Raw genomic sequence first — 12,966 nt, 5'->3', positions numbered from 1 at the left:
AAGGGCTTATTTGTCCGCCGCCCGGTCACCCAATTGGCGCTGCATCAGCGCGAAAAAGCGGTCGTAAAAAGCGCCGGCCGGAATCGTCTCCGACGCCACTTTGACCAGTGAATCATCCGAGGACGACAGCGGCAGCGAGATCGAGCCGATCGCGCTGACGCCGATGCTGGAGGAGTTGGGCGTCTTCTTCAGTGAGTAACGGTCTTGTTGGGCGGATACAAAGGCGGTCGTCAAGGCGTCGCCCTGGCCGTCCGGCACGCACACCACATTGAAGCTGATCTCCACATGCACATCACCTTCAGGCTGAAAGTGCTTGCGCCCGGTGATGCGGCCTTTGGGGGTGTCGGTGATCAGATAGCCCTGGCTCAGCAGCGCCCGGCGGGCGGCCTCGCAGGTTTCTTCGACGCGGCCATCAAACAAGCGAGAGAAGGTGTCGTCGGCATGAAAGTTCTCGTTCAGATAAACCTGCGACTTGGCCGGCACCGCATCCGGGCTCGAAAACGGCGCTTTGATGCCGCAGCCGACCAGCAAGCAAGCGCAAACAGCGCAGGCAACAGCGGTGAGAGAAAAATATCCAGTCATTGCAGAGAATTGGCCATGTGAAGCGCCATTATCCCGGCAAGCGTCGTGCGCTCAGCTGGGCTAGCATCAAGGCCGTAGTCTTTCAAGGAGTCGGGCGCATCATGAATCTCAAAGTCATTCTGCTGATGGGCCTGTCCTTCGCTGCGGCCAGCGCCGGCATTGCCAATGAGCGCAAGAGCACAGCCGAGGAGGCGATCGCCTTGATGAAGAAGGCGCAGGACTATCTGAAGGTGCATGGGCTCGAAAAATCGATCGCCGAATTCAACAACCCAAGCAGCCCCTTCAACAGCAAGAGCGAGCTCAACAAGCAAGGCGACCTGTATCTCTACTCGGTCGACCCCAAGGGCTTCCAAGTCATTCACGGCATCAATCCGCGCATCCGCGGCACCAATAAATACGATATGCGGGATGTCGACGGCGTCTACCTGATCCGCGAGTTTGTGCGTGTTTGCTTCGCAACGCCTGAAGGCCGCGGTTGGGTCAACTACCGCTGGCCCAACCCGGTCAGCAAACAGATGGAAGACAAGGCAGGCTATGTGGAGCGGGTCGGTAGCAGCGATCTGTGCCTGGGCACAGGCATCTACAAATAGTGCGCCACAGCGCCCAGCGGCAAGTCAAGCAACGGTGCCGCCCAGGCTTGGCGCTTTCAGGGGCAGCACCAGGTGCAAGCGGGTGCCGCTGCCGACACTGCTGGCCAGCGAAATGCCGCCGCCCAGCACGCCGGTGACCAGGTTGTAGACGATGCTCATGCCCAGGCCTGAGCCGCCCTGGCCAAGTTTGGTGGTGAAGAAAGGCTCAAACACATGGTCGAGGTCTTCGGCGGCAATGCCGCAGCCGTCATCGCTGAAGACGATTTCGACTTGCTCGTCGGCCATCAGGCGGCTGCTGATGCGCATCAGGCCATGCTGGCCATCGGGAAAGGCATGGGCGACCGCGTTGCTGATGAAGTTGGTCAGCACCTGAGTCAGCGCGCCGGGGTAACTGTCCATTTGCACGCCCGTGCTGAGATCCAGCTCGATCCGGTGCTGGCCACGGTACATGGAGGCCAGCATCAGCACCAACTCCTCCACGGTGTCTTTCAGGTCAAAGTCACGGCGCTGGTCGCTTGACTGATCAACCGCCACATGTTTGAAACTGGAGATCAGCGCGGCGGCGCGCTCCAGGCTACGTACCAAAATATCGGCCCCCTGTTGAATTGACGTTAGCAGTGGCGTGATGCGCGAGCGCCGGGGCTGCTCGGCCGTAAATTCCGCCAACAAGGCGCTGCTGTGTGCCTCCAGGGTGCTGGCCATCGTGACGCCATTGCCGATCGGCGTGTTCAGCTCGTGGGCGATGCCGGCCACCAGGGAACCCAAGGCCGCCATCTTTTCCGAGCGTACCAACTCGCCCTGCATATTCTTGACCGTCGCCAAGGCCTGTTCCAGATGCTCGGTGCGCTGCGAAACGCGCTGCTCCAGTTGCGCATTCAAGTCGCGCATGTCTTGCTCTGCCTGGCGCTGCCGGCTGATGTCGATGACGGACACGATGCCCAAGCGGCGCCCGCCGGAGTCAATCAAACGCATCGCCAGCAGGCAGTTGAACGGGCTGGCGTCACGGCGCTGCAATTGCGCCTCAAAGCCATCGACGGCTTGCTGGCGGGCAAACAAGTCCAGGAATTTTTGACGGCAGGGCTCACTTTGCCAACGCGCCGGGTCCAGGGGGGACATCGCCGTGGACTCGGCACGGCGGTAGCCGAACTGGGTCAGCAAGGCATCGTTGGCCTCCATCACGGTGTGGCCGTCGGCCGAGATCAGCGCCAAAGGCGCCGGGGAATGCTGAAACAAATCAATAAACTTGGACTCGCTCTCGCGCAGCATCAGCTCGGATTTTTGCAGCCGGCGCATATGCAGCCACAAGTAGTAGCTGAGCAGCAGATTGAGGGCAATGAAAACGCCGGAGAACAGCAGATGGTTCCAGGCGCGCGCCTGCCAATTGGCCAGAATGGCTTCAAAGTCCCGACCGAAGCCGATCACCAGCGGGAAGCCCTGAATCCGGCGAAAACTGAGCAGTCGCCGACGCTGGTCGGCCAGCAATGTGCTGTCGTCGACCGAGCCCTCAATCGGCCCGGCCAGCAAGGCCTGCAGGGCCGGTGTGGCCGCCAGATCGATCTGCGCATAGCGTTCGTCGGCCGGTGAGCGCACGACCACAAAGCCGGCCTCGGCAAACAACTGCACCACGGCCTGGTTGTTCTTGGCCACGCTGGCATAGAGGCCGTCGAAGTAGTCCACGTTGATCTCGGTGCTGATCAGGCCGACATGGCGTCCGCTGCGCTCATACAGATTGCGTGCCATCGGCAGAATCAGCTCGCCATCGATAAAGCGCTTGAATGGGCGGCCGAACACCAGGCTGCGGTTCTCGGGGTGCTTGAGCAGCAGCGGAATGAACTCTCTTTCCTCCAGCGCGAACACAAAGGCCGGGAAGTCGGTCATGCTGGCCCAGCGCTGGCCTTGCAGATTGACAAACTGAAAGGCATTGGCGGCGCGGCTGCTCTTCAGTTGTTCTTCAATGATGTGCTGAATGCTGGGCGAAACCTCGCTGTCGCTCAACGCTGCCATGGAGACAAACGCCGCAATCGCGTCCAGCCGCGCCGCCGCAACCTTCAGATGTTGGCCCGCGTGCTCTTCCAGCAGGCGGGCGGTGATACGGCCGTTCTGGCGCTCGGCCTCCAGCGTCAATTGCCGGTCTTGATGGATGGCCCACCAAGTCTGCGCGACGATGGCGGCCGTGGTGAGCAACACAAAGACGCCCAAGACTTGGCCCGCGCGGCTCAGCCTTGCGATTCTGCGTAAGTGTTTTTCGCCGATCAAGTTCGACTCTTCATGGCATAAATCCTGCGGCCAGCCGCCGGACTTTGACGATAGCAGAACGGCTAGGCTGCACACACAAGGGTTTGGCGAAAAACTGTCAAAGTCCAGTCGCGCAGCCGCGCACAATAGGCGCCACACAGCGTCTGCCGGAGTCTGCCCATGAATATTCCCTCGATCAAAGGCCGGGTCAGCGAACAAGAGTGGCAATTGCGCTGCGACCTCGCCGCCTGTTACCGGCTGGTGGCGCATTACGGCTGGAGCGATCTGGTCTTCACCCACATCAGCGCACGCCTGCCCGGCCCCGAGCATCACTTTCTGATCAACCCCTATGGGCTGATGTTCGACGAGATCACCGCCTCCAGCCTGGTCAAGGTGGACGAGGGCTGCAACAAGGTGATCGACAGCCCCTTCCCGGTCAACCCGGCGGGCTTCGTCATCCACAGCGCCGTGCATGAAGCGCGCGAGGACGTGCAATGCGTGCTGCACACCCACACCCGCGCCGGAGTGGCGGTCAGCGCTCAGGCCGCCGGCATCCTGGCCCTCAGCCAGCAATCAACCTTTGTGCTGGCCTCGCTGGCCTATCACGACTACCAAGGCGTGGCCTTCCGGCCGGAAGAAAAGCCCAGCCTGCAGGCCGATCTGGGGCGGGCCAACTTCCTGGTGTTGCGCAACCATGGTTTGCTGACCGTGGGCCGCACGGTGGCCGATGCCTTCCTGGCCATGTACACCCTAGAGAGCGCCTGTCAGATCCAGATTGGTGCGCAGGCCGGCGGGGCCGCGCTGACCCTGGTGGATCCGGCCATCGTCGCCGGCACAGCGCATGCTTTCAAGGTGCAGACCGGCGGCCTGGGCGGCAGCTTTGTCTGGCCGTCCTTGCTGCGCAAGGCGGAGCGGCTGGACCCGGGCTACCGCAGCTGAGGGCGAGCGGCAGTCCTTGCGCTAGCATCTGCGCTTTTCGGCCCGCTTTGGCCTGAAGGCAGCAATCGATGAATCGCCAACCCACCCTACGCTTGAAGGCTACGGCCGCTGTTCTTTTATGCTTGGCCCTCGGGGCGCAAATGCCTGTGGCGCAGGCCAAAGATGGCCCAGCGCCGGCCGTGCCCAGCGCGGCTGCGGCGCAGAGTTTTGATGCCGAGGTCGATGCATTTTTGTCGGCCTACTGGGCGATGTTTCCTGATTCGGCCGTAGCGGCCGGCCGTTATGCCGAGGCAGCGCGCTTGCCCGCCCCGACCGAGGCGCTGCGCAAGCAGCAGCTGGCCTTTGCGGAACTTTGGCTGCAGCGCCTCGCGGGCTTGAGCAAAAACCTCGCCTTGACACCCGGCCAGACGGGCGATTTGCTACTGCTCGACAACCATTTGCAAGCCCTGCGCTGGAGCCTGACCGAGTTGCGCTCCGACCGCTGGGACGCCACCGAATACAACGTCGCCGATCCTTTTGCGCAGCTGCTCAACAAGCCCGACTTTGCGCCGCTGCCGCAGCGGCTGGGGCTGATCGACCAACGCCTGCGCCAGGTGCCGGCCTATTACAAGGCGGCGCTGGCCAATCTGCATGAGCCCAGCCCTGTGCATCTGAGGCTGGCGATCGAGCAAAACAGCGGCGCTTTGAGTCTGTTCCGCGATGACATTCCCCGGGCGATCAAGGAAGCGGGTCTCAAGCCGGCCGAGGCCGCAGCGATCACCGCCCATAACGCCAAAGCGCAAGCTGCTTTGCAAGCCTATATTGCCGCGCTGAGCAAGATCGAGAAAAAACAGCTCGCTGACGGTAGCGGGCGCTCCTTCCGTTTGGGCAAGGCTTTGTTCGAGCAGAAGTTTGCCTACGAAATCCAGGCCAGCGTAGATGCGCCGACGCTGTTCCAGCGCGCCTTGGCCGAGAAGGAAACGCTGCTGCAGCGCATGAGCGCCTATGCCGATGAACTCTGGCCGCAGCTGTTTGGCGCGGAGGCTGTACCCGCCGACCGGCTGGCCAAGATCGCCCGCGTCATCGACAAATTGTCGGCCCGCCATGTGGCGCCGGAGCGCTTTGTCGAGGACATCAAGGCGCAGATTCCGGCGCTGGAGAAATGGGTGGTCGAGCATGATTTGCTGACGCTGGACCCGAGCCGGCCGCTGGTCGTGCGTGAAACGCCCAGCTATATGCGCGGCGTGGCCGGCGCCTCCATCAGCGCACCGGGTTTGATGGACCCCAAGGGCGTCACCTATTACAACGTCGACCCGCTGGACAAATACACGCCGGAGCAGGCCGAGTCCTTTCTGCGCGAATACAACCACTGGGTGCTGCAGGTGCTGAACATCCATGAGGCGGTGCCGGGCCACTATGTGCAGTTGCTGTACTCGAACAAGTCACCCTCCAAGGTCAAGGCGCTGTTCGGCAATGGCGCGATGGTCGAAGGCTGGGCGGTCTATGCCGAGCGCATGATGATGGAAGGCGGCTGGGGCGCGGTGGACGGCAAGCCCAGCGCCGAGATGGGGCTGATGTATGCGAAGTGGAATCTGCGCGTCGTCAGCAATGCCATCCTTGACTACAGCGTGCATGTTCTGGGTATGAGCGAAGCCGAGGCGATGAACTTGCTGCAGCGCGAAGCCTTTCAGTCCAATACCGAGGCGGCCGAAAAATGGCATCGTGCCCAAGTCAGCTCCACCCAGCTGAGCAGTTACTTCACCGGCTTCTCGGAAATCCTGGCGCTGCGCGAGCAGCTCAAGGCCAAGCAGGGCAAGGATTTCAAACTCAAAGCCTTCCACGAGGAATTCTTAAGCCATGGCAGCGCCCCAGTACGCATGGTGCAGCGCCTGATGCTGGACAAAGCTGCAAATTAGGGGGAGCACATTCACTTGCCTGTCTGGGTCACGGAAAGGTCATGATTTGGCGGCCGGGGCGGTGCAGAATCGGGCGGCAGTCAAACCCATCAACGTCACAGCAGGGAGATCGTTATGTCGAATCTATGGGACAAGGTCAAGGAAGTCGCTCACGAGGCCGGTGAGGTGGTTTCTGATGCCGGTAAGGTCGTCGCAGACACCGCCAGCGATTTGGGTGAAAAGGCCGCCAGCGCTGCCAGCTCCGCTTGGGCTTCGACCAAGGAAGCCGCCAATGCCGTGATGGACAGCGGCGCAGAGGCCGTCGATAGCGCCAGCGCCGCTGCGTCCGCAGCGGTAGATAAGACCATCGCCGCCAGCGACGAGGCCGTGGACGCCGTCAAGACCTCATTGAGCTGATCCTGACCCGCTGCGCGAGCAGCGTTTTTTGAGGGCTTCGCCACAATGGCGAGGCCCTTGTCTTTTTTGGCGCCTTATAGTGCGCGCACCGCGAATCAAGCCCCTTGGGTGATAAAACATCGATATGAAGAGTCTGCATTTCCGCCTCGCCGCCCGGGCCGACATCCCCGCCATGTCGGCGATCCGCTTGGCCGTGCGCGAAAACGTCCTGAACAACCCGGCGCGGGTGACGACGCAGATGTACGAGGACTATTTGGAGCGGCTCGGGCGTGGCTGGGTCTGTGAGCAGGACGGCGAAATCATCGGTTTTTCTTATGCCGAAATGGCCGATGCTTCGATCTGGGCCTTGTTCGTTCACCCCGACAAAGAGGGCCTGGGTGCAGGAGCACCGTTGCTGAAGTTGGCCACCGAATGGCTCTTTAGCCAGGGGCATCAAACCGTGACGCTGGGCACGGCAGCCAACACGCGCGCCGACCGTTTTTATCTCGCCCAAGGCTGGACGCGCGGCGAGATGAAGGATGCCGTCGAAGTGTTCTACACGCTGCGCGCACCGAGCTAGGCAGGAGAGCGGCGCCATGGGCTGGTTGATCATCAAATACCTGCTCAGCGCTGCGGCGGTGGTGGCGGTGTCGGAGTTCGCCAAGCGCAGCGACAAGCTCGGCGGCCTGGTCGCTGCGCTGCCGCTGATCACCGTGCTGGCGCTGATCTGGCTGCAGCTGGAAAAGCAGCCGATGGAGAAAATCGCCAACCACGCGCGCTACACCTTTTGGTATGTGATTCCGACGCTGCCGATGTTCTTGCTGTTCCCCTGGCTGCTGCCGCGGCTGGGGTTTTGGATCAGCTTAAGTCTGAGCATCGTCTTCACGGTGCTTTGCTTTGGCGCCTTTGCCCTGTTGATGCGCCGCTTCGGGATCGAGTTGCTTTGAGATAAATCTCAAGGCGTGCCCATCGCTTCGCGCCACTGCATCGCTGCATGGATGCGGGTGCGGGCGCTGGGGTGGTCGAAGAAGATGATTTCCTCCAGCGGACCCGGATCGGGCTTGCGGTATTCCGCCAGCTTGAGCAGGACCTCGGACATGCCGTGCGGTTCGCGCGCCAGGTTGAGGCCAAAATAGTCGGCTTCCATCTCCTGGCTGCGCACCAGGCTGTTGATGAGCGGCGTGCCGACAAACATGAACACCGACAGCAGGGCCACCAGCAGCGGCAGGCTGGCCACATCGCTGACCCCGCCCAGGCCCCAGTGACTGCCGTGGCGCGCCAGTAGCTTGTTGATCGCCCATTGGGTGAACAAGAAGCCGGCGAGCAAGAGCAGCGTCATCTCGGCCAAGGACTTGAGCACATGGTTGAGCACGTAATGCCCCAACTCATGGCCCATCACTGCGCGGACCTCGGCCTCGCCGCTGCGCCGCAGCAGATTGTCATTCAGGCGCACCGCTGCGCTGCCGAACAGGCCGGCTACATTGGCGCTGACGCGGGTGGTCTGGCGCGAGGCATCGAATTCATAAATATTGTTTGCCGGCACACCGTTGGCATGGGCCATGGTCAGCACGGCCGTTCTGATGGGCCCGTCTTCGACCGGCTTGTAGGTATTGAACAGCGGCTCGATCAGGATGGGCCCGAGCAGCAGCATGACGGCCAGCAGACCGGTCGAGGTGAGCGTGCCCCAGAGCCACCAGCGCTCGCCGGCCCGGCGTATCACCACATACAGCGTCGCGACCATCAAGCCGCCGATCAGCATGCTGACGCCCAAGCCGATCAACTGCTCGCCGAACCAGGGGCCGAAGGTCTGCGTCGCCATGCCGTAGGCGTGCTCGCGTACAAAGCCTTGGTAAATCGTCAAGGGCAAGGTCAAGGTCCAGACGGCCAGCATATAGACGGCGCCGTAAATGGCGTCGCGCGCAAAGGCTTTGCGGCCCACGCGCTTGGCCCAGTCGCGCACGCGCGCCGAGGCCCGCCCGCGCAGCATCAGGCCGGCGACAGCCAAGCCGAGCAAGAAATTCCACAGCTGCAGCCAATAGCCGCCCTCGAAATAGGCATTCGATCGCGCCACGACCGCGGCCGGCAGACGGTCCAGATAGGCTTGCGTGGCGGCTTGGGCATTGCGTGGCAGGCTGCTCTGCCAGCCGGGCTCGACCTGCGTGATTTGGAATTTTGCGGCGCCTGCTGCCTCTGCTGGCGCCGCCTGAATGAGCCCGCTGCCCGCCCAAAGGGCGAACAATAAAAACGCGCGAAAGATAGTGCTGTTCATTGCCGTGATGAAGCCGGGTGAAATTTCTCTGGGGTTGTGGGGAACTGCGGGCCTTTGTCCGGGTGCCGGTGCAAGTGCAGTTGCGGCCGCTCGAGATGCCAGCAGTTGGTGGCAGATATTAGGCGAGGGCGGGCGCAGCCGAAAGAGGGTTTTCGTCAGGCGCATCGGGATGCAGGTGGCTTGGGCATTAGGGTTCTTGCCAGCGGCATGAATCTTGGGCAAATTTCGGCCCTGTGCGTTAGACTTTGGCCGCTTCGCCAGCCATCACTTCAACGAGGAATTCTTATGAACCGCAAACGCCCTTTGATCGCTTTGTTGTCCGCCGTCTGCGTTGCCCTGCTGGCGGGTTGTGCCAGCACCGGCAATAGTGGCAAACAAGAATGGGATGGCTTGGTGCGCCGCCCCGACAGCCGGATTGATGCTGTTTTCGTCCGCCCGGATGCCGAGTTAGTGGCCTTCCGCAGCGTGCTGTTGGATCCGGTACAGATCAGCTTCGCGCCTAACTTCGATCCTAACCAGGGCCGGCGTAGCTTGTCAGGCCGGCTTAATGCCGACGACCTCGCGGCGATCAAAGAGCGTTTGGCCGGCCTGTTTCACGAAACCTTCCGCGCCGAGTTGGCGCGTGGCGGCTATACCCTGGTAGATGTGCCCGGCCCCGAAACCTTGCGTGTGACGCCGGCCATCGTCAATCTCTTCATCAGCGCGCCCGGTGACACCACGGTCGGCCGCTCGCGGGTCTACACGACCGACTCCGGTCAAATGACGGTGGTGCTGGAAATACGCGACTCGGTCACCGGTCAGGTGTTGGCAAGAGCTGTTGATGGTCGCAACGGCCGTTTCTCAGGGCAAATGACCTGGACCAACCGCCAGACCAATTTGGCCGACGCGCAGCATGCGATCACCATCTGGGCGACGGCGCTGCGCCGAGGTATGGACGAGGTGAACGCCAGGGTCGAGGCGAAGTAAATCAGCTTCGCTGTCGCTGCCCTACACCCGAATCTGTTCGGGTGCCATGTACTGCTGCAGATAGGCGTCGAAGGGCAATTTGTCGGCCACCTCGATCGCCTGCTGCGCCGCCACCGACTCACGCGCCTGCGTCGCGAACTTGGTGGCCATGGCTTCGCTATAGGGCAGGTCCAGCAGCAATTGGCGGGTTTGCTCGGACTGCTGGCGCATGAAGTCGACATAACGGTTGTCGAAGTCGCGCGCCATCGTGCGCAAGACCCGCGCCGAGGGCGTGCTGTCGGGCTCGGCCAGCGTTTGCCTCGCAGCGGCCAGCGCCTCGGCGTGGGCCGCACCCCCTTGCGCCTGGTCCAGCAGCGCGGCAAATGGCGCGCATTGATCCAAGAGCGCGGCGCCCCAATCGCTCATCAGGCGCTTGCCGCCGGCGGCTTCGGGCGCGAGCAGCTGCAAACCGGGCTCGCGGCCACGCTCGGCCACCAGATGCTGGTTCTCACCCAGCGCGGCGATCTCGGCGGCCGAGTCGGCCGGGCTGTCGGTCATCAGGCAATGCAGCAGAAAGACGTCCAGAAAACGCGCGGTCTGGGCGGTGATGCCGACCGGCACAAAAGGGTCGAGGTCCATGCAGCGCACTTCCACATATTCGACGCCGCGCTCGCGCAAGGCATGCAGTGGGCGCTCACCACTGCGCACCACGCGCTTGGGGCGGATGGTGCCGTAGAACTCGTTCTCGATTTGCAAGAGGCTGGTGCTGAGCTGGTTGTAGTCGCCGCCCGGGTTGCGCACGCCGATCGCCGCATAGGGCGGGTAGGGCCGGGTCAAGGCTTCCTGCAGTGAGTCGGCATAACTGCTGAGGCAGTTGTAGCTGACCGCCAGCGCCGATTGCGCGTCGCTCTGATAGCCCAGGCGGCCCATGCGCAGCGAGGTCGCGTACGGCAAGTAGAGACTGTGCTCGCCGAAACGCTGCAGGCGGTGTTCGCGCCCCTCGACAAAACTGGAACTCAGGGCCGGCGAGGCGCCGAACAGATACAGCAGCAAAAAAGAATGGCGGCGGAAGTTGCGGATCAGCGCAAAGTATTGCTCGCTCGTGACGCCGGGCATCGACCAGTTGTAATGAATGCCCGAAATGGTCTGCATACGCCGGCCGTAGCGCTGGCCCAGGCCCATGCGGTAAATGCTTTTGGAGCGGCCGACATTGGATTTGCCATAGCGGCCCAGCGGAATCGTCTCGTCGGTCGGCAACTCGCAAGGCATGGAGCCGACCCACAGCCGCTCCTCCTCTTGCGCCTGTGCGCAACAGCCCAGCTCCTGCATCACCTTGTAAACACCTTGGTGCACCTCGGTCAGCTCGGCCAGGCAGGCCTCAACGTCAGCGTGTACGCCGGTGATCAATTCAAGCTGCGATTCGCTGTAGTCGGTGGTGATGTGCGGATGAGTCAGCGCCGCGCCAAGCGCGGCCGGGTGCGGCGTCAAGGCTAGCAGGCCATTGGGCCGGGCGCGCAGGCTTTCCTTTTCAATGCCGCGGCGAATGCCCATCAGCGAGTCGGCCGTAGCGATGGCGCTCTTCTGGGCTTGTTTGCCCGCGCCTTGTGTATGTTCGCTCATCCGTTTTCCGTCCAATTCAGCAAGAACTTCTTCATTATTGAGCCGCGCACGGTAACAGACAGGGGCTACACCTGTCTTGGGCGGGGCTGATCTTAGTGCCAGTCACTGCCACCTCGGCGACAGGCCTGCGACAAAAGCTGAGCCACACTGACGCCACCCCGGTCAACCCAGAAAGCGCAGACCATGAATTTCGACTACAGCCCCAAGGTGCAAGAGCTGCAAGCGCGCTTGCTGGCGTTTTTCGACGCGCATATCTACCCGAATGAGCGCCGCTTCTTTGCCGAGGTCGAGGCGAATCGGCGCGCCGGCAATGCCTGGATTCCGACCACGCTGATCGAGGAGCTCAAACCCTTGGCGCGTGCGGCCGGGCTGTGGAATCTGTTCTTGCCTAAATCGAGCCGGGCGCCCGAGGGTTTGTCCAACCTTGAATATGCGCCGCTGTGCGAAATCATGGGGCGGGTGTCTTGGGCGGCCGAGGTGTTCAACTGCTCCGCCCCCGACACCGGCAATATGGAAACCATCGAGCGCTATGGCACCGAGGCGCACAAGCGCACTTGGCTGGAGCCGCTGCTGCGCGGCGAGATGCGCTCGGCTTTCTTGATGACCGAGCCGGAAGTAGCCTCAAGCGACGCGACCAATATCCAGTGCCGGATTGAGCGCGATGGGGACGACTATGTGATCAACGGCACCAAATGGTGGTCGTCCGGCGCCGGTGATCCGCGCTGCGCGGTCTATATCGTGATGGGCAAGACCAACCCCGAAGCCGGGCGGCACGAACAGCAGGCGATGGTCTTGGTGCCGGCCAATACGCCCGGTGTCACCGTGCTGCGGCCGCTGAGCGTGTTCGGCTATGACGACGCGCCGCATGGTCATATGGAAGTGCAGCTGACGAATGTGCGGGTGCCGGCCAGCAATATCTTGCTGGGCGAAGGCCGTGGTTTCGAGATCGCGCAAGGGCGCCTGGGCCCGGGCCGCATCCACCATTGCATGCGCAGCATAGGCGCGGCCGAGCGGGCGCTGCAACTGATGTGCGAGCGCGCCATTGCGCGGGTTGCGTTCGGCAAGACCATTGCCCAGCAGACGGTCACGCAGGAGCGCATCGCCGAGGCGCGCTGCAGCATCGAGCAGGCCCGGCTGTTGACGCTGAAGGCGGCTTACATGATGGATACGGTCGGCAACAAGGGCGCCCGCGCCGAGATCGCGATGATCAAGATCGTCGCCCCGAATATGGCCTTGAAGGTGATCGACTGGGCGATTCAGGTCTATGGCGGCATGGGCGTCAGCGATGACACGCCGCTGGCGATGATGTGGGCGCACCAGCGCACGCTGCGCCTGGCCGACGGACCCGATGAAGTACACCGTAATTCGCTCGCCAAGCTGGAATTGGCGCGCTATATGTCGATGCCCGGCGCGACCAGCATGCCGGTCACGCGAGGTTGCTGAGCTCGCGTAAGGGTTAATACTTCCCACTTTCGGGGGTGCTAGCCAAGGGGGCCGCGCTGCTTTAGTCTGTCGG

General features: G+C 62.4%; 12 protein-coding genes. 8 read left to right on the top strand and 4 right to left on the bottom strand.

The genetic code is table 11. From position 1 onward, the window contains the following. Nucleotides 1–6: 6 nt before the first annotated feature. Entirely contained in the window at nt 7–582 is a 576-nt protein-coding gene (locus tag LNV09_RS01010; RefSeq protein WP_263555206.1) for a DUF2242 domain-containing protein, read from the bottom strand. Nucleotides 583–683: 101 nt separating this feature from the next. Here LNV09_RS01010 and LNV09_RS01005 point away from each other — a divergent pair, with 101 nt between their 5' ends. Then, nucleotides 684–1,172 carry a cache domain-containing protein gene (locus LNV09_RS01005; RefSeq protein WP_263555205.1) on the top strand — a complete coding sequence of 163 codons (489 nt, stop codon included), beginning with the start codon at nt 684–686 and terminating at the stop codon, nt 1,170–1,172. A 24-nt stretch (nt 1,173–1,196) separates the two neighbouring features. Here the strand turns inward: LNV09_RS01005 and LNV09_RS01000 are convergent, their stop codons facing one another. After that, on the bottom strand, nt 1,197–3,359 hold the full coding sequence (locus LNV09_RS01000) for an ATP-binding protein (RefSeq protein WP_263555204.1): 2,163 nt from the start codon (nt 3,357–3,359) through the stop codon (nt 1,197–1,199). A gap of 228 nt (nt 3,360–3,587) precedes the next feature. Here LNV09_RS01000 and LNV09_RS00995 point away from each other — a divergent pair, with 228 nt between their 5' ends. The 5 genes from LNV09_RS00995 to LNV09_RS00975 all read left to right on the top strand — a co-directional run bounded on the left by LNV09_RS00995 (nt 3,588) and on the right by LNV09_RS00975 (nt 7,563). Continuing rightward, nucleotides 3,588–4,346 (top strand): class II aldolase/adducin family protein, encoded by a 759-nt coding sequence (locus LNV09_RS00995; RefSeq protein WP_263555203.1) that lies wholly within the window; start codon nt 3,588–3,590, stop codon nt 4,344–4,346. 68 nt (nt 4,347–4,414) lie between these two features. After that, entirely contained in the window at nt 4,415–6,241 is a 1,827-nt protein-coding gene (locus LNV09_RS00990; RefSeq protein WP_263555202.1) for a DUF885 domain-containing protein, read from the top strand. A gap of 114 nt (nt 6,242–6,355) precedes the next feature. Beyond that, nucleotides 6,356–6,637, top strand: a complete 282-nt coding sequence (locus LNV09_RS00985; protein WP_263555201.1) for a hypothetical protein — start codon at nt 6,356–6,358, stop codon at nt 6,635–6,637. 124 nt (nt 6,638–6,761) lie between these two features. Further along, the gene (locus LNV09_RS00980; RefSeq protein WP_263555200.1) at nt 6,762–7,196 is read left to right on the top strand and encodes a GNAT family N-acetyltransferase; all 435 of its coding nucleotides are present in this window, start codon (nt 6,762–6,764) and stop codon (nt 7,194–7,196) included. Nucleotides 7,197–7,212: 16 nt separating this feature from the next. After that, on the top strand, nt 7,213–7,563 hold the full coding sequence (locus LNV09_RS00975) for a DUF3147 family protein (protein WP_263555199.1): 351 nt from the start codon (nt 7,213–7,215) through the stop codon (nt 7,561–7,563). 8 nt (nt 7,564–7,571) lie between these two features. Here LNV09_RS00975 and LNV09_RS00970 read toward each other — a convergent pair whose 3' ends face one another. After that, the gene (locus LNV09_RS00970; RefSeq protein WP_263555198.1) at nt 7,572–8,885 is read right to left on the bottom strand and encodes a M48 family metallopeptidase; all 1,314 of its coding nucleotides are present in this window, start codon (nt 8,883–8,885) and stop codon (nt 7,572–7,574) included. 285 nt (nt 8,886–9,170) lie between these two features. On the opposite strand from LNV09_RS00970, the gene LNV09_RS00965 reads away from it, so the two are divergent. Beyond that, complete coding sequence (locus LNV09_RS00965) at nt 9,171–9,851, top strand: DUF3313 family protein (protein WP_263555197.1); 681 nt, start codon at nt 9,171–9,173, stop codon at nt 9,849–9,851. A 21-nt stretch (nt 9,852–9,872) separates the two neighbouring features. On the opposite strand, the gene gshA is transcribed toward LNV09_RS00965, so the two are convergent. Then, a complete protein-coding gene (gene gshA / locus LNV09_RS00960) occupies nt 9,873–11,450 on the bottom strand; it encodes a glutamate--cysteine ligase (RefSeq protein WP_263555196.1) in 1,578 nt (525 codons plus the stop codon). 183 nt (nt 11,451–11,633) lie between these two features. Here gshA and LNV09_RS00955 point away from each other — a divergent pair, with 183 nt between their 5' ends. Continuing rightward, nucleotides 11,634–12,893, top strand: coding sequence for an acyl-CoA dehydrogenase family protein (locus LNV09_RS00955; protein ID WP_263555195.1), 1,260 nt, complete (start codon nt 11,634–11,636; stop codon nt 12,891–12,893). Nucleotides 12,894–12,966: the final 73 nt, after the last annotated feature.

The organism is Paucibacter sp. B2R-40, from assembly GCF_025717555.1.
Lineage (GTDB): Bacteria > Pseudomonadota > Gammaproteobacteria > Burkholderiales > Burkholderiaceae_C > Paucibacter_A.
Note: the sequence above shows the minus strand (reverse complement) of the source record. Positions and strands in the feature narration are given on the sequence as shown.

Coding starts and splice junctions, on each gene's coding strand:
- LNV09_RS01010 (WP_263555206.1), bottom strand. CDS start 582: ATGACTGGATATTTTTCTCTCACCGCTGTTGCCTGCGCTGTTTGCGCT.
- LNV09_RS01005 (WP_263555205.1), top strand. CDS start 684: ATGAATCTCAAAGTCATTCTGCTGATGGGCCTGTCCTTCGCTGCGGCC.
- LNV09_RS00995 (WP_263555203.1), top strand. CDS start 3,588: ATGAATATTCCCTCGATCAAAGGCCGGGTCAGCGAACAAGAGTGGCAA.
- LNV09_RS00990 (WP_263555202.1), top strand. CDS start 4,415: ATGAATCGCCAACCCACCCTACGCTTGAAGGCTACGGCCGCTGTTCTT.
- LNV09_RS00985 (WP_263555201.1), top strand. CDS start 6,356: ATGTCGAATCTATGGGACAAGGTCAAGGAAGTCGCTCACGAGGCCGGT.
- LNV09_RS00980 (WP_263555200.1), top strand. CDS start 6,762: ATGAAGAGTCTGCATTTCCGCCTCGCCGCCCGGGCCGACATCCCCGCC.
- LNV09_RS00975 (WP_263555199.1), top strand. CDS start 7,213: ATGGGCTGGTTGATCATCAAATACCTGCTCAGCGCTGCGGCGGTGGTG.
- LNV09_RS00970 (WP_263555198.1), bottom strand. CDS start 8,885: ATGAACAGCACTATCTTTCGCGCGTTTTTATTGTTCGCCCTTTGGGCG.
- LNV09_RS00965 (WP_263555197.1), top strand. CDS start 9,171: ATGAACCGCAAACGCCCTTTGATCGCTTTGTTGTCCGCCGTCTGCGTT.
- gshA (WP_263555196.1), bottom strand. CDS start 11,450: ATGAGCGAACATACACAAGGCGCGGGCAAACAAGCCCAGAAGAGCGCC.
- LNV09_RS00955 (WP_263555195.1), top strand. CDS start 11,634: ATGAATTTCGACTACAGCCCCAAGGTGCAAGAGCTGCAAGCGCGCTTG.